Source organism: Dyella sp., from assembly GCF_036746095.1.
Taxonomy (GTDB): domain Bacteria; phylum Pseudomonadota; class Gammaproteobacteria; order Xanthomonadales; family Rhodanobacteraceae; genus Dyella_B.
In genome coordinates this window covers 27,315-43,202 of the sequence record NZ_DAIOEU010000040.1, presented here as the reverse complement: position 1 = coordinate 43,202, position 15,888 = coordinate 27,315, and the positions used below count along the sequence as shown (strand labels likewise).

The 15,888-nt window shown below is 63.2% G+C and carries 15 protein-coding genes; 10 read left to right on the top strand and 5 right to left on the bottom strand.

Translation table 11 applies throughout. The annotated features are described in order from the left end of the window. Positions 1 to 62: 62 nt before the first annotated feature. Complete coding sequence (hpnA, locus tag V7M64_RS15510; protein WP_333680284.1) at positions 63 to 1,037, bottom strand: hopanoid-associated sugar epimerase; 975 nt, start codon at positions 1,035 to 1,037, stop codon at positions 63 to 65. Between the two features lie 356 nt (positions 1,038 to 1,393). On the opposite strand from hpnA, the gene V7M64_RS15505 reads away from it, so the two are divergent. The 7 genes from V7M64_RS15505 to V7M64_RS15475 all read left to right on the top strand — a co-directional run bounded on the left by V7M64_RS15505 (position 1,394) and on the right by V7M64_RS15475 (position 10,751). Beyond that, the gene (locus V7M64_RS15505; RefSeq protein WP_333680283.1) at positions 1,394 to 2,575 is read left to right on the top strand and encodes a phytoene/squalene synthase family protein; all 1,182 of its coding nucleotides are present in this window, start codon (positions 1,394 to 1,396) and stop codon (positions 2,573 to 2,575) included. Further along, positions 2,572 to 4,560: a squalene--hopene cyclase gene (gene shc, locus V7M64_RS15500; protein WP_333680282.1), complete on the top strand. Its 1,989-nt coding sequence runs from the start codon at positions 2,572 to 2,574 to the stop codon at positions 4,558 to 4,560. The genes V7M64_RS15505 and shc overlap by 4 nt, the downstream gene beginning before the upstream one ends. Next, a complete protein-coding gene (locus V7M64_RS15495; protein WP_333680281.1) occupies positions 4,557 to 5,285 on the top strand; it encodes a purine and other phosphorylase-like protein, family 1 in 729 nt (242 codons plus the stop codon). The genes shc and V7M64_RS15495 overlap by 4 nt, the downstream gene beginning before the upstream one ends. Positions 5,286 to 5,332: 47 nt before the next feature. After that, positions 5,333 to 5,692, top strand: a complete 360-nt coding sequence (locus tag V7M64_RS15490) for a copper resistance CopC family protein (RefSeq protein WP_333680280.1) — start codon at positions 5,333 to 5,335, stop codon at positions 5,690 to 5,692. 105 nt (positions 5,693 to 5,797) lie between these two features. Then, on the top strand, positions 5,798 to 7,453 hold the full coding sequence (locus tag V7M64_RS15485) for a CopD family protein (protein ID WP_333680279.1): 1,656 nt from the start codon (positions 5,798 to 5,800) through the stop codon (positions 7,451 to 7,453). Between the two features lie 117 nt (positions 7,454 to 7,570). Further along, positions 7,571 to 8,473 carry a polyprenyl synthetase family protein gene (locus V7M64_RS15480; protein WP_333680278.1) on the top strand — a complete coding sequence of 301 codons (903 nt, stop codon included), beginning with the start codon at positions 7,571 to 7,573 and terminating at the stop codon, positions 8,471 to 8,473. Positions 8,474 to 8,606: 133 nt separating this feature from the next. Further along, positions 8,607 to 10,751 (top strand): site-specific recombinase, encoded by a 2,145-nt coding sequence (locus V7M64_RS15475; RefSeq protein WP_333680276.1) that lies wholly within the window; start codon positions 8,607 to 8,609, stop codon positions 10,749 to 10,751. Between the two features lie 87 nt (positions 10,752 to 10,838). Here V7M64_RS15475 and V7M64_RS15470 read toward each other — a convergent pair whose 3' ends face one another. Genes V7M64_RS15470 through V7M64_RS15460 form a run of 3 tightly spaced genes read right to left on the bottom strand, consistent with a single transcriptional unit; the run spans position 10,839 to position 12,624 of the window. Then, the gene (locus V7M64_RS15470; protein WP_333680275.1) at positions 10,839 to 11,189 is read right to left on the bottom strand and encodes a hypothetical protein; all 351 of its coding nucleotides are present in this window, start codon (positions 11,187 to 11,189) and stop codon (positions 10,839 to 10,841) included. A gap of 59 nt (positions 11,190 to 11,248) precedes the next feature. Then, positions 11,249 to 11,923: a dethiobiotin synthase gene (gene bioD, locus V7M64_RS15465; protein WP_333680274.1), complete on the bottom strand. Its 675-nt coding sequence runs from the start codon at positions 11,921 to 11,923 to the stop codon at positions 11,249 to 11,251. Next, positions 11,920 to 12,624: a TMEM175 family protein gene (locus V7M64_RS15460; protein WP_333680273.1), complete on the bottom strand. Its 705-nt coding sequence runs from the start codon at positions 12,622 to 12,624 to the stop codon at positions 11,920 to 11,922. The genes bioD and V7M64_RS15460 overlap by 4 nt, the downstream gene beginning before the upstream one ends. A gap of 77 nt (positions 12,625 to 12,701) precedes the next feature. Between V7M64_RS15460 and V7M64_RS15455 the strand changes: the two genes are divergently transcribed. Then, positions 12,702 to 13,193 carry a GAF domain-containing protein gene (locus V7M64_RS15455; RefSeq protein ID WP_333680272.1) on the top strand — a complete coding sequence of 164 codons (492 nt, stop codon included), beginning with the start codon at positions 12,702 to 12,704 and terminating at the stop codon, positions 13,191 to 13,193. A 100-nt stretch (positions 13,194 to 13,293) separates the two neighbouring features. Here V7M64_RS15455 and yihA read toward each other — a convergent pair whose 3' ends face one another. Beyond that, positions 13,294 to 13,935 carry a ribosome biogenesis GTP-binding protein YihA/YsxC gene (yihA, locus tag V7M64_RS15450; protein ID WP_333680270.1) on the bottom strand — a complete coding sequence of 214 codons (642 nt, stop codon included), beginning with the start codon at positions 13,933 to 13,935 and terminating at the stop codon, positions 13,294 to 13,296. Between the two features lie 122 nt (positions 13,936 to 14,057). On the opposite strand from yihA, the gene V7M64_RS15445 reads away from it, so the two are divergent. Further along, on the top strand, positions 14,058 to 14,858 hold the full coding sequence (locus tag V7M64_RS15445; RefSeq protein WP_333680268.1) for a c-type cytochrome: 801 nt from the start codon (positions 14,058 to 14,060) through the stop codon (positions 14,856 to 14,858). 99 nt (positions 14,859 to 14,957) lie between these two features. Beyond that, positions 14,958 to 15,851, top strand: coding sequence for a thiol:disulfide interchange protein DsbA/DsbL (locus V7M64_RS15440; protein ID WP_333680266.1), 894 nt, complete (start codon positions 14,958 to 14,960; stop codon positions 15,849 to 15,851). Positions 15,852 to 15,888: the final 37 nt, after the last annotated feature.

The following is a 15,888-nucleotide window of genomic DNA, read 5'->3' as shown; positions in this document are numbered from 1 at the left end:
AACTGGTCCAGCCACCCCGGCAATGCCGGGGGTTTCTTGTTTCACAATGACGGCCGTGTGGGTCAAAGCTGCTGAAACCACCGCACCGCATCTTCCAGCGCCAATCGCGCCGGACGCGCCGTATAACCCAGCTCACGCTGCGCCTTCTCGCTGCTGAAGAACATGCGCTTCTTCGACATGCGCACTTCCTCCACCGTGGCGATCGGATGCTTGCCGGTAAGCCGTGCCCAGGCTTCGGCAACATAGGCCACCGGCATCACCGCCGCATGCGGCAGGCTTATCTTGGGCGGCGAGCGGCCGGCGATGTCGGCAATTTCGGTAAGCACCTCGCGCAGACTCATATTGAAGCCGCCGAGGATGTAACGCTCGCCCACCACGCCGCGCTCATACGCCAGCCAATGGCCCTCGGCCACATCGTCCACGTGCACGATGTTGAGGCCGGTGTCGACATAGGCCGGCAGGCGTCCGGCCATCGCGTCACGCACGATGCGGCCAGTGGGCGTGGGTTTGATGTCATGCGGGCCAATCGGGGTGGAAGGGTTGACGATCACCACCGGCACGCCATCGTCGGCGAACTGCCTGGCCACTTCTTCGGCCAGGAACTTGGAACGCTTGTAGTGGCCGATCATGTCGTCCACCGACACCGGCGTGCTCTCGCTGCCAGGCGTGCCGTCCTTGGGAATGCCCAGCGTCGCCACGCTGCTGGTGTAGACGACGCGCTTCACACCGACCTGCCTGGCCGCTTCCAGCATGGCGCGCGTGCCCTCGACATTGGCGCGATAAAGGTCGGCCGGATCAGGCGCCCATAGGCGGTAATCAGCCGCCACATGGAACAGCGCATCGCAACCATCGCAAGCGGGCAGCAGGCTGGCCGGCCTGGTGAGATCGCCTTCCGCCACTTCCACATCCAGGCCCTGCAGGTTGCGCCGATCCGATCCTGCACGCGCCAGCACGCGCACGCGATGGCCATCACGCAACAACCGGCGCGCCATGGCCGAGCCAACGAAACCGGTGGCGCCGGTTACCAGTGCCCTCACGACGGCATTACCCGGCTAGCCCTCGAACCCATGCAAACAGCGACGCGCGTCGTAAAACAAGTGGGGATTTTCATCCACAGATTATGGATGAAATTCTTCGGCCGATGCGCTGGCTTTCATCCTGCTTTCCTTTCGTCTGCATTTCAAAGCGACGCGTCAGCGCTTACCCTGTCATCGTGCAGACTTGTTCAAGCACCTGATGTGCTTCAGCATATTGCGATGCCTACCCCACCCCGCCAGCCCCAAGCCAGCGTGCGCATACCGCATATGGCACTTTCCCGCACGACCGCATCAACTGCCGTTCCGGATTCGCGCCCGTACGGGTATGTCATAATTCCGGTGCTTGAGGCATACCCATGATCGAATTGCACAATGCCACCGCCGGTACCGGACGCGGGGAGGCCGATACCTATCAGGAGGCGATCCTGCCCAAGGTATCCCGGACTTTTGCGCTGACCATCCCGCAGCTTCCACCGGAACTGCGGCGCGCGGTTGCGAATGCGTATCTGCTATGCCGCATCGCCGACACCATCGAAGACGAACCGGTGTTCTCCGCCGAGCAGAAGCGCGCATATGAAAATGCCTTCGTCGACGCGGTGGTCGGCGACGCCGATCCGCAAGAAGTCGCCGACGAAGTCGCGCCCCGGCTGTCCAGCAGTACGCTGGATGCAGAACGCGACCTGATGCAACAGCTGCCGCTGGTGCTCGAAGTGACGCGCAGCCTGTCGCCCCCGCAACAGGCATCCGTGGTGAAGTGCCTGCGCATCATGTCGCGCGGCATGCATGAGTTTCAGCGCAAAGCCGGCCTGCATGGCTTGCCGACGATGCAGGACATGGACCGTTACTGCTATTGCGTGGCCGGCGTGGTCGGCGAGATGCTCACCGAACTGTTCGTCGATTTCGAACCGGTGCTGGCGCCCCATCGCAACACCATGCTGCGCCTGGCGGTGTCGTTCGGCCAGGGCTTGCAGATGGTCAATATCCTCAAGGACCAATGGGAAGACCGCGCACGCGGCGCCTGCTGGTTGCCGCAGGACATGTTCGCGCGCCACGGCGTGAAGCTCGCCACGCTGCAAGCCGGCAAGCAGAATGCCGGCTATGCGGCCACCATGTCCGAGCTGGTCGGCATTGCGCATGCGCATCTGCGCCTGGCGCTGGAATACACCTTGCTGATTCCCACCAAGCATGCCGGCATTCGCCGCTTTTGCTTATGGGCAACCGGCATGGCCGTACTGACGTTGCGCAAGCTGCAAAACAACCTGGATTTTTCGGCCGGCACCCAGGTCAAGATTTCGCGCAAGGACGTCGCCCGCACCATCCTGATGACGCGCCTGCTGTGCAAGTCTAATACCGGCTTGCGCTGGCTGTTTGCGACGACCGCACGCGGTTTGCCGTTGACACCGCTCGCGGCCGAATGGAGTGAGCCCTCCACCCCGGCCCGTACCTGGCCGAAGCGTTCGATCCCGCACATCGCCGATGCAGCCACCTGGCGCGAGCCGGCCGACGTCGCCGATGTGCAAGAAGTCAATCACCGATGAAGCCGTTCACCAAGACCGCCACCGTCGCCACCGATGACCTGGCTACCCGCGATCTGTTCGGCTCTGCCAAAAACAGCACGCTGGACCAGGCGATCGAGCGCGGTCGTGCAGCCTTGCTGGATCGTCAACATGACGACGGCCACTGGTGCTTCGAGCTGGAATCGGACTGCACCATCACCGCCGAATACATCCTGATGATGCATTACATGGATGACATCGACGATGCGCTGCAGGAGAAAATGGCGCGCTACCTGCGCGCCACGCAGGTGAAGGACGGGCACGGCGGCTGGTCGCAATACCACGGCGGCGACATCGATCTGTCGTGCACCATCAAGGGTTATTACGCGCTGAAAGCCGCCGGTGACGACCCCGGCGCCGAGCATATGCGCATCGCGCGCGAGGCCATTCTTGCGCACGGCGGCGCAGCCAAGGCCAACGTGTTCACGCGCATCCTGCTGGCGCTGTTCGAGCAGGTGCCGTGGCGCGCCACGCCGTACGTGCCGGTGGAAATCATGCTGCTGCCGCGCTGGTTTCCGTTCCACATCAACAAAATGTCGTATTGGGCGCGCACCACGCTGGTGCCGCTCACCATTCTTACCTCGCTGAAGGCGAAGGCGGCCAATCCGCGCAAGGTGCACATCCGCGAGCTGTTCGTCACGCCGCCGGAGCAGGAGCGCCATTACTTCGTGCTCGGCGGATGGTTGAACCGCACGTTCCTGGCGGTGGACAAAATTGCCCGGGCCGTCATCGATCCGTTCATTCCCAAGGCGATGCGCCAGCGCGCGGTCAAGAAAGCGGTCGACTGGTTCATGCCGCGCCTCAATGGCAAAGATGGCATCGGCGCGATCTTCCCGCCGATGGTCAACAGCCTCGAAGCCATGGCGCTGCTCGGCTATCCCAAGGATCACCCGGCGCGGCAAACCTGCCTGCGCTCGATCCAGAAGCTGGTCGTGCATCGCGCGGACGGTTCGGCGTATTGCCAGCCCTGCGTGTCGCCGATCTGGGACACGGTGTGGAGCGCGTTCACGCTGATGCACACCAGCGACGATGCGCAGACGCAAGGCGCCATCGACCAATCCATCGACTGGCTGGTCTCCAAGCAGGAACTGGAATTGCAAGGCGATTGGGCCGTGCGCGCGCCTGAGCTCAAGCCGGGCGGCTGGGCCTTCCAGTACAACAATGCCTACTATCCCGATATCGACGACACCGCGGTGGCCGCCGCGCTGTTGCATATCCAGGCTCGCCGCCGCGGCGAGCCGGAGCGGCATCGCTTCAATACCGATCGCGCGATGGACTGGATGATCGGCCTGCAATCGAAGAACGGCGGCTTCGCTGCCTTCGATGCGGACAACACCTACTACTACCTCAACGCGATTCCGTTCGCCGATCACGGCGCCCTGCTCGACCCGCCTACGGAAGACGTGTCCGGCCGCGTCGTCGCGGCATTGGGCGTGCTCGATCGTCCGCAGGATCGCGAAGCAATGCGCCGCTGTATCGACTACCTGCGCTCCACGCAGTTGGAAGACGGCAGCTTCTGGGGGCGCTGGGGCAGCAATTACATCTATGGCACGTGGAGCGTGCTGGCGGGCCTCGCGCTGGCTGGCGAAGACCCCAGGCAGCCGATGATCCGCAAAGCCGTGGAATGGCTGCGCTCTTGCCAGAACGCCGACGGAGGCTGGGGCGAAACCAACGACAGCTACATCGATCCGGCATTGCGCGGGACCCATGGCGGGCTGAGCACTTCCCAATCCACCGCATGGGCCTTGCTCGCACAGATGGCCGTCGGTGAAGTGCATTCGGAATCGGTACGCCGCGGCATCGAATTCCTGCTTGCCGACCAGAAGGACGACGGCTTCTGGTCCAATCCCACGCACAATGCCCCCGGCTTCCCGCGCGTGTATTACCTGAAGTACCACGGCTATACCGCGTACTTCCCGCTGTGGGCGCTGTCGCGCTACCGCCAGTTGTCATCGGCCGCGGCTTGAGCGCGACGCAAGCCATCCACACGACTGGCATCGTCGTCGCGCTGGCATCGGAAGCCGGCACGCTTACCTCGCACGCCACGAAGCCCGGCCACGTCACCGCACTCACGGACGGCGCGGCGCTATGCCTCGGCGGCATGGGCCCGATCGCTGCCCGGCACGCCGCTGAAATGCTGATCGACGCGGGCGCCACCGCCCTCGCCGTATTCGGCGTGGCCGGCGCACTCAGCACGCATCTGCGCAACGGCGCATTGTTCTGTCCAGAATGCGTGCTGGATGAAGAAGGGCACACGTATTACACGGATCTGGAGTGGCGCATCCGCCTGCAGCAACGGCTGGCCACGTCGCTCCCTGCCGATGGCGCCTTGCTCAGTGTCACCTCGCCCTTGCTGACCGCCGTAGCCAAGGCGCGCGCCCATCAGCGCTACGAGGCGCTGGCCGTGGATATGGAGAGCGCCGCCGTCGCAGCGGTCGCCGAGAAGCATGGCCTGCCGTTACTGGTGCTGCGCGCGATCGTCGATGAATGCGACGACCTGATTCCGGAAGCGTTGAATGGCAGCGTGGACGCGTGGGGACGCCCGCGCCCGCTGAAACTGATGGCGGCCTTCTGCCGGCATCCATCGCTACTGGGCGAACTGCCCCGACTATACTCACGCATGCAACGAGCCACACAGGCGCTGCGCGCCGTCGCCGCCGCGGCGGGGCCAAGCCTGGGCTGGCATCGATAACCTCTTCGAATCACCGCCGCCACGGCCATGTCTTAGGAGAACCCGCCATGTTCCCGCGTCATCGTTTTGGAGCATTCCTGCTCGCCACGGCATGCGCCTTCGTCAGCGTGACCGCATCCGCCCACGCCATCCTGGTCGACAGCACACCCAAGCCGAACGGCACGCTCGCCGCCGGCCACGTGCAGATGATGTTCAAGTACAACAGCAAGATCGACCAGCATCGCTCGCGCCTGGTGCTGATCGGGCCGGACAAGAGCGAAAAGGTGCTGGCCATCGCCGCCGACAGCAAGAGCAACGAACTCGATACCGCGGCTGACCTTGCGCCAGGTGCGTACACGCTGCGCTGGCAGGCGTTGGCGCTGGACGGCCATATCACGCGCGGCGATCTGGCCTTTACCGTCAAGTAGTCGCGTCAACTGGGGTAAGCGCACGCGAACCCCAACATAGCCATCATCCATCCACCGCCGTGTTGGGGTTCGCTTGCGTTCATCCCAGCCTATATGAGCACTCCCGTGGAACTTCTCGTCGACATCTTCGGCTACCTCAGCATCATCCTGCATGGCCTCACCATCGTTGCGCAGTCGATGACGCTGGGTGGCATTTTGTTCCTGGTTTTCCTGGTACGTCCATTCATGCAGCTGTTGCCACAGGGCGCAGATCTTGAGCGGCGTATCGCGAAGCTCACCATCTGGAGCGCGATCGGCCTGATCCTGGCCGAAGTTGCTGGCGTGGGCTTGCAAGTGGCCGTGGTGAAATCCACCGTCGATTTGACCTTCCTGGATGTGATGCAGGCGCCGTTCGCGATCGCCGGCACGATCAAGATTCTCTGCGCGTTATTGCTGATTCCATGCCTGGGCCAGCGCATGTCCACCGGCGTGCTTGGTGCCGCGCTACCGCTGCTGCTCGGTGCGGCGGAACTGATGGCGGCCACGTTCACCACGCACGCCTATGCGCGCCTGGACCATAACGTGCTGCTGCTGTTCGTGGAAGGGCTGCATCAGTTCGGCGCGGCAATCTGGATCGGTGCGATTCCTTGTTTCGTGCTGGCGCTCGGCAAACTGCAGGATGCGAACGGCTGGCGCATCGTTGGTGCGCGTTTCTCGCGCATGTCGATGATCGGCGTGGCCAGCATCGTCATTTCCGGCTCGGTGATGTGCGTGTACTACATCGGTGACCTGCCGGGCTTTTATGGCACGGCGTATGGCGTGATGGTCGGCGCGAAGATCGCGATGTTCCTCGCCCTGCTGCTGCTTGGCCTCGGCAATCTGCTGGTAACCGAGCGGCTGCGCAAGAACCAGGACACATCGGTGATGCGTCTGCGCCGCTTTGCCGAAGTGGAAATCGGCATTGGCTTCACCATCTTCTTTGCCGCTGCATCGTTGACGTCGGTACCGCCCGCGGTCGACCTCACCACCGATCGCGTCACCTTGCACGAGATTGCCGTGCGCAATGCGCCGGCATGGCCGCGGCTCACGTCGCCCGACCACGATCAGCTCGCGCTCTCGCAAATGCAGACACAATTGGACAAGGAAGCCGCGCTGCGCCATCAATCCGCTGCGCAGGCCAACGTACCCGGTTCGGGCGTGTTGCCGCCGCGCAATGCCGATGACATCGCCTGGTCGGAATACAACCATCATTGGGCCGGGATCTTCGTCCTGGTGATCGGTTTGCTTGCCCTGCTCAACCGTGCGGGCGTGAGATGGCTCAGACACTGGCCATTGCTGTTCCTGTTGATGGCCGGGTTTCTGCTGGTGCGTTCCGACCCGGAAGTGTGGCCGATGGGCCAGGAAGGCTTCTGGGTGGCGTGGCGTGACGTGGAAGTGGCGCAGCATCGCTTCTTCGTGGCGTTGATCATTCTGTTCGGCCTGTTCGAGTGGGCGGTGCGCACCGGACGTCTGCATAGTCCCAAGGCAGCGCTGGTGTTTCCCCTGCTGGTATCGGTCGGCGGCGCGATGCTGCTCACGCACAGCCACCAGATCTCGAATGTGAAGGATCAGCTGCTTATCGAGCTGACCCATACGCCCTTGGCACTGGCCGGCGTCGCGTCGGGCTGGGCTCGCTGGCTGGAATTGCGCCTGCCCGGGCGTGGCGGGCGCATCGCGGGGTGGGTGTGGCCCAGCTGCTTCATGCTGGTCGGCGTGATCCTGCTCTGGTACCGCGAGGCCTGAGTTCGCGACGTGTCACCCCATGGCCGCCATTCCCGCGAACATTCCAGCCTGCATTTTCCTTGAAATGTTAAAGTGTCGAGCCTCGCTTGGGCTGCCCCTTTCCTGTCCGGATTTTGCATGAGCACGACTTCTTCCGAAGCCTCCATCTTTGCCGAGCGCGTACCGGCGTACCTCAAGCGCCTGGAGCGCAGCACGGCTGCCTTGCTGCCGGCCGCTTCGACCGATCCGGAGCGCCTGCATGAGGCCATGCGCTACGCCTGCGACGGCGGCAAGCATCTGCGCGCGCTGATGGTGTACGCAGCCGGCGAAACGCTTGGCGTACCGGCCGAAAAACTGGATGCAGCGGCCTGCGCGGTGGAGCTTATCCACGCCTATTCGCTGGTGCACGACGATCTGCCGGCAATGGACAACGACGACCTGCGCCGCGGTCGACCCACCGTGCACAAGGCGTATGACGAAGCCATCGGCATCCTGGTCGGCGATGCGCTGCAGACCTCCGCGTTCGAGGTGCTGGCCACCACCGAAGCGCTCGATGCAGATCAGAAAGTGCGCATGATCCGTGCGCTTGCCCACGCCTCCGGCTCGCTCGGCATGGTCGGCGGCCAGGCCGTCGACATGGCCTCGGAAAACAAGACGCTGACGCTGGCGCAGCTGGAATCGCTGCACGCCCGCAAGACCGGCGCACTGATTCTGGTCACCTGCCAGCTTGCCGGCATCGCCGCGAACGCGACCGAAACAGCCAGGCATGCGCTGGAGCGTTACGGCAAGTGCATCGGCCTGGCCTTCCAGATCCAGGATGACGTGCTGGACCAGATCGCCGATACCGCCACGCTGGGCAAGACCGCCGGCAAGGATCTCGCGCAACACAAGTCGACGTTCCCATCGCTGCTCGGTTTGGAACAGGCCAGGCAGCGCGCCAATGACCTGTTCGACGAGGCACGCGATGCGGGCCGCAGCATGTCCGATCATGCCGAGCCGTTGCTGTGGCTGGCAGACTTCATCCAGCAACGCGATCATTGAACGCACGTTCCATATAGCGATAAGCCTTTCGCACAGGAACGTGCAGCTTTGAGCCAAGTGATCCAGACTTGGCCATACCGGCGAATCCGAAGGGTGGCGGATTCGTTAGCCGACAACGAAGGACGTTATAGGCATGGCTGTATTCACATCCATCACCCGCTTCTGGCGCAAATGGCGCGATGCCCTGCGCACCGGCCGGCAGATCGATGCCCTGCTGGCGCATGCCGATCCGCGCGCGGAACTGGCCGCACGCAACGAATGGCTGGTCGAGGTGTCGCACTGGCTGCATCGCGAAGGCCCGATCGCCCGCGATGCGCAACAGCCGGATCAGGTGCCCAAATATCCGCCGCACGTGCGCCTGCGCTATCTGCTGCAATTGCTGGATCGCAATCCCGAATGGAAGGCACGTGTCGCGTTGACCCTGCAAGGCATCGTGCGTGAGATGGATGCGATGGCGCTGCTGTGCGATTCGGGCATGCCGGCACATTCCGGTTTCACTGGCGCATTGATCGAACGCCTGCAGGATTCGCTGATTCCGATTGCGCCAAACAGTCGCGATCTGTCGAACCTGTTCACGTTGATGTTTCCCTCCGCCGACGACGCCCAGTGGGTGGCAGCGCTGCCGCGCGAACTGCTGGAGAAATTGAGCGAGCTGTTCGTTCATCGGCAAGCCGTGCAGAATGAAGCTGCCGGCGCGGAGAATCGCGAAGACGGCGCTGCCGGGACATCCCACGATCGTTTATCGATCGAGCTGCTGGCGGCGATGCACAACCTGATCGGGCAGATTGGCTCGACCGGGCTTTCGAAAGCGATTCGCACCCGCCTCAGCGAAAAGCGGCTCGATACATTGCCGTTCTATAAGCTTCCGCGCGCCATGCTTGCCATCGAAACAGCCGCCGACGATGCCGACGATGCCCGCGTCAGCCGAATCTTGTTGCAGGAAGTGAATTACTTGCGCGCCCTGCTCGACGAGTGCCATCGCGCCTTGCGCGACGTGCATGCGCATCTGGACGAAAACGGCGTCAGCGTCGACATCGTGTTCCAGCTCGAACGCATGCGCGCACGCATCGTGCGTACCGAACGCTTGATGGAAGCGTGGCTCGCCATCCGGCGGCATAGCGATTCGACCCAACCTATCGCAAGCTTGTTTGCCGATCTCATCGCCGCCAACCATGCCAGCCACAGCGTCACTGGCTTGATGCGCAGCAATTTCTCCTTGCTGGCGCGCAAGGTGGTCGACCGTAGCGCGGAGGACGGCGAGCACTACGTTGCCTACGACCGGAAAAATTACCTGTCCATGTTGTGGGCAGCTTTCGGTGGCGGCATGGTGATGGTGGCCGCGGTCTACATCAAGTTCTTCATCTTCAGCCTGCACATGCATCCGATGGTGGAAGGCTTTTTTGCCGGCATCAATTACGCCGCCGCGTTCCTGTTGATGCATTTCATGCACTTCACGCTGGCTACCAAGCAACCGGCGATGACCGCACCGATGCTGGCGCAGAAGCTGGATGGCATCGGCACGCCGCAAGGCATGCATGATTTCGTGCAGGCAGTGGTGGCGCTGATCCGCACGCAGGCAGCGGCGATTTTCGGCAACCTGGTGGCCGTCCTGCCGGGATGCCTGATCATCCAGTTGCTGGCGCACCATCTATTCGGCATCAACTTCCTCAACCCGGACAAGGCCCACACCACCATCCATTCGTTTTCGCTGCTCGGCGCCACGCCGCTGTGGGCCGTGATGACGGGCGTGCTGCTATGGGTATCGAGCCTGCTATCCGGCTGGGCCGACAACTGGTTCGTCCTGCATCGCCTGCGCGACGTACTTTCCTACAACCGCCGCCTGCGCTTCGTGCTGGGCGAGCGCGGCGCGGCGCGTTTCGCCAACTTCTCGCGCCGCAATGTGGCCGGCGTGGTCGGTAATTTTACCTTGGGCATGATGCTGGGCCTGGTGCCGGTGGTACTCACCGCGTTTGCGCTGCCTTACGAAGTGCGCCACGTGACGGTGGCGGCGGGTTCGATCGGCACATCGATCGGCGTGCTCGGCCGCGAAGCGTTCGCCACGCACGACATCTGGTGGTCATTGGCAGGCACCGCGGTGATGGCCATGCTCAACGTGGCGGTCAGTTTTACGCTGGCGTTCCAGATGGCCTTGCGCGCACGACCGATGCAACGACGCGCGCGGCGGGAAATCCATCGCACACTGTGGCGTTATGTGCTTGCCAATCCATTGCAGCTGATATTTCCTGGACGCAGCAAAGCCGCTGCCGATGCGGCATAGCGCAGGCTGGATTTACTCGGACTTGCTTCGGAACCATCCAGCATTCGGGCGACATCGTTGGCTTGCGCTGCGCCAACCCAACCTGCGTCAGGCGGGACGCACGTCGTGCAGCTGCCAGCTTGTGCCAATCAGCCAGGTCAGGCGCTGTCGCACGATGCTCATCGGCAAGCTGCTGATGACTTCGACATCGGTATTCAAATCCGCCACCTTGGCGCTCACGGTAGCGAGCTGATCGGTCACGCCCAGGCGCTCGTCCACGCTATCGGGATCGGGCTGCATCGCGCGCCAGCGCTGGAACAGCAGCGGACTGCGCAATGCTTCCTGCAAGGCCGCGGCGAAATCGTTCGGGCCGGCGCCGTCGTAGCTCAGCGCAGGCTCCGCGCCGCGTGCATGCTTGAGATCCTTGATCTGCAGATAGTAGTGAGTGCGGTTGGTCATGGTTCCTCCCTTTTTGGTGACCGTTCCTGACGTAGAAGGCCGGGCTGGCGCAGCTTTCCTCAAAAGCACAGCGCTGCCAGGTCCAGCAAGTGCGACGCCCGCTCCGGCGGCAGCCCATGCGGCAGGATGCCCAGGCAAGGTGCTGGCAAAGATGCATGCAAGGTGGCGATATTCTCCTCGATCGCGGACATCGCCGGGTCGATGCAGTTCCCAATCCAGCCAGCCAGCCGGCAACCATCCGCCAGGATGGCCTCGGCGCTGAGCAGCGCGTGATTCAAACATCCAAGCCGCAGCCCCACCACCAGCACCACCGGCAAATCCCACGCCCTGGGCAATGCCGAGGCGAGCAAGCCGGGCGCCAGCGGCACTCGCCAACCGCCTACGCCTTCCACGATCACCGCATCGTAACGCGTGCGTAGTTTCTGATACGCGGCGTGCAGCGGCGGCAACACGATCGTCACGCCGGCGTGAGCCGCCGCCAGATGCGGCGACAGAGGTTCGCGCAAGGCGATGGGATTGATCTCTTCGTAGGTTGGCGACGGCGCACTCGCCGCCTGGAGCGCCAGCGCATCGTCGTTGCGCAGGCCATCCACGCTATCGGCGCAACCGGTGGCGACCGGCTTCATGCCGCAGACACTTTGGCCCCTCGCGCGCAGGGCATGGAGCAACGTGCAAGCGGCATGGGTTTTGCCGATGCCGGTATCGGTGCCGGCTACAAATAGCGAGGAACTCACGCGACCCTCGACTTGGCCTTGCTCGCCCAACGCCCGCCCATCCAATAGATCGGGCTCAACAGGATATAGAGGCAACCGGGCAACGCCGTCCATGCCGTCGTCCCGGGAATGACCAGGGTCACGATGAGCGACAACAAGGCCACGCCAATCGAGCCCAGTTGCGTATAGAAATTTTCGCGCGCATCGATCCGCTCCACCTGCGACATGTGCGCCTTGCGCAAGCTATGGCGATAAAGCCCGGCAAGGCAACCCGCCATGCACGCATAGGCCATGCCGTAGCAAAGATAGAGCGCTTTCACGTCGTGCGCGCTGTTGATGGTCAGGCTGCCGGACAATTCCTGATGCGCAAAAGCGGCATAGAACGCGCCGAACATCGCCTGGAACAACATGTTCAACGGGTAGACAAAAATCAAGGCGAAGAACACCAGCATCAAGCTCAGCATCAGGCTGGTGGTGTCATGCAGCCGGAAGTGGTCGCGCCAGCGCACGTGGCGATGCCAGAAGATCATCAAGGTGGCGAAGCTGCAGGCAAATGCCGGAATCCGGTCGAGCGCCGACAAGAGGTCGTTCAGGCTATGCGGCACCTCGGCACCGGCGATGGCCAGCACGCTCGCCGCAAAGGCGAAGGCTGCGTCGATGAAACCATCCAGCCGGTGTGCTTCCACGCGTCCACTGTGTGCAGCATCGTGCTGCTCGCTCATAGTCGATTCCCCTTGTGCTCGCACTTCGAACAACCCATCTTTGGCCCATCAGTCTGCAGCAATCGAGTCCACACGTCATGTTCGAGATCAAAAGCGGCCTGGCCGCAAGCAAACCTGAGCAATACGCCGATCTGGTGGAGCAGGCTCGCGGCATGCTTGCCGGCGAGCCCAGCCTGATCGCCAATGCGGCCAACTTCGCGGCCTTGGTGTTCCACAGCCTGCCCGACTTCAACTGGGCCGGGTTTTATTTCTATGACGGCACGGAACTGGTCGTGGGACCGTTCCAGGGCAAGCCGGCCTGCATCCGCATTGCGCTTGGCAGAGGCGTGTGCGGCACAGCGGCGCAAACACGCCAGACGCAGCTGGTGCGCAACGTGAATGATTTCGATGGCCACATCGCCTGTGATGCCGCCTCCCAATCGGAAATCGTGGTGCCGCTGGTGAAGGCCGACGGCACGCTGCTGGGCGTGTGGGATGTGGACAGTCCATCCATCGGCCGCTTCGACGACGAAGACCGCGCCGGCATGGAAGCTTTGTGCGCCGTCTTCATGGAAACCGTCGACGCGTGATCCCGCGCGCCGTCATGCCCGCGAAAACGGGCATCCGCCTTGAATGGTTGCGTCGAAGCAAATGGGATTTCCGCTTTCGCGGGAATGACGGCCGTTGGGGTCATCCGCTACGCGCATCGCTCTCCAGCAAACCGATGACCGCGACGCGCGCTTCTTCGACACCCGTTCCATCCTGCGCTGAAAACACCTGCAGCGTCACTGGGGTATTCGCACCGATGTCCTTGCGCAACGCGGCCAGCGCCTGGGCGGCCTGATTGCGCGACAGCTTGTCCGCCTTGGTCAGCAGCACATGGCATGGCAGCAGCGTGGCGATGCAGAAATCCATCATCATCCGGTCGAATTCCTTCATCGGATGGCGGATGTCCACGATCAGCACCACACCGCGCAAGCTGCGCCGTACATGCAGATAGCGGTCGATTTCATGCCGCCAGTGCTCGCGCAAGGCCTCGGGCACCTTGGCATAGCCATAGCCAGGCAGATCGATCAGCCGCGTGTCCAGCAGCTGCGACGTTTCACCGCGCAGCACAGGCGGTAGCGAAAAGGCGACCATCTGCTGGGTGCGCCCCGGTGTTTTCGAGGTGCGCGCCAGGCCCTTCTGGCCGGTCAATGCGTTCAAGGCGCTGGATTTGCCCGCGTTGGAACGTCCGGCAAATGCCACCTCGGCGCCTTCGTCGGGGGGCAGTTGCTGGACACGATGGGCGGCGAGCACGAACTGTGCGCCCTGGAGTGGATTGGTAGGCATGGTCCTTGGTTTGACCGGCTAAGATGGGGTGGAGATAATTTTGAAGTTCTGCCAGTCACGGTGCGCTGGAGGGCTTGAGGGTGCGCACCGTACATCCAACAGTGTTTCCTGGAGGCAAGTGTATGAGTTTTCGGCTCGCCGGTTGCCGGCCCGCTGTCGTGAATGCAGTAGCCCTGGTTCTTGCTCTCTCCACTGGCGCCGTCCTTGCGCAGAACACCAAGGCGCCCAACGCGCCGGCCGCTGCCGCTTCGGCCGCCAAGCCGGCTCCTGCCGCGAGCGCACCGGCCGCCACCGTGCCCACCGCCGCGCCGCACGATGGCAACTGGATGATGGCCACCAAGCCCGGCGACGCCACTGCCGGCCAGGGCAAGGCCGCCGCCTGCGGCGCCTGCCACGGCATGGATGGCAACTCTTCCGATGCGCAATACCCGAAGCTTGCTGGCCAGCACGAGATGTACATCGCGCATCAGCTGCACAACTTCAAGGATGGCGAACGGCAGAACGCGATCATGCTGGGCATGGTCACCCCGCTGTCGGACCAGGACATGCGCGACATCGGCGCCTACTTCGCCAGCAAGCAGCCGCTGCCGGGCGTGGCCGACCAGGCATTGGTGGAGCACGGACAGCAGCTTTATCGCCAAGGCGATCCGCAGCGCGGCATTCCGGCCTGCATGGCATGCCATGCCATCGACGGCCGCGGCAACCCTGGCGCCATGTACCCGCAGCTCACCAGCCAGCATGCGCAGTACATCGAAGCGAAGTTGAAGGATTTCCACGATGGCATGGCTTGGGGCCACGAAGCGCATGCGCAGATCATGCCGACCATCGCCAAGAACCTTGACCCGCAGGATATCGCGGCCTTGGCCAGCTACATCGAGGGCCTGCACGTGGCCGACCATAGCGCGACCGCCAAGTCGCCGTAACTTCACGCCGGCCATGTTGTCCCAGGGGTGCCCTGATCCATTTCCCGTAAAATGACCAGCGCATCCCTATCCCCTGTTTTTCGTTCCCCGAGGCCAGCCATGCTGAAGCGTTTGTCTTTTCTTTGCGCGTCGTTGATCGCGCTTGCCGCCTGCAGTCACAACGGTTCCGACAGCACGTCGCCGCAGCCCGCACCGGCCCAGACATCCGCACCGGCCACCCCCGCCTCCGCCGCCAAGCCGGCTCCTGCCAGCACAGCGCAAGCACCTGTCGCCACCTCCACCACCGCATCCGCCAGCACCGCGGCCACGCCAGCGCCAGGCTCTACGGCGCCCGCGCCGCAGAAGCCTTCGGCACCAGCCGAGCCGTTCGTCGACAACGGCAAGTGGGTGGAAGGCAAGAATTACTTCACGATCGAGCCGCAGCAGCCGACCGCCAATCCCGACAAGATCGTGGTGACGGAAGTGTTTTCCTACGCCTGCCCAGCCTGCAACGCGTTCCACACCACCGCCGACCAGATCGAGAAGAGCCTGCCGTCGAATGCGCAGATGACTTATCTGGCGGCCTCGTTCCGTCCGGACGAAAACTGGCCGCTGTTCCAGCGCGCCTACTATGCCGCCAAGGCGCTGGGCGTGGCCGAGAAAAGCCACGATGCGATGTTCGACGCCGTATGGAAAACCGGCGAACTGGCGAACTACGACCTCACCACCAACCGCCCGAAGCCGCAATCGGCATGGCCGACGATCGATAACGTGGCGAAGTTCTACGCCAAGTACGGCGTCGATCCCAAGCAGTTCATCGCCGTCGCCAATTCCTTCAGCGTCAACACGCAGATGAAGCGCGCCGACGACATGATGAAAGCCTATGGCGTGGATGCCACGCCCACCCTCGTCGTCAACGGCAAATACCGTTTCACGCCGAGCGATGCCGGCGGTTACGCGCAATCGATCGAACTGACCAAATGGCTTGTGGCCAAGGAAGCTGCGGGCAAGTAAGCCGAGCATCCACCGCGCCCGGTCCGCCGGGCGCTTT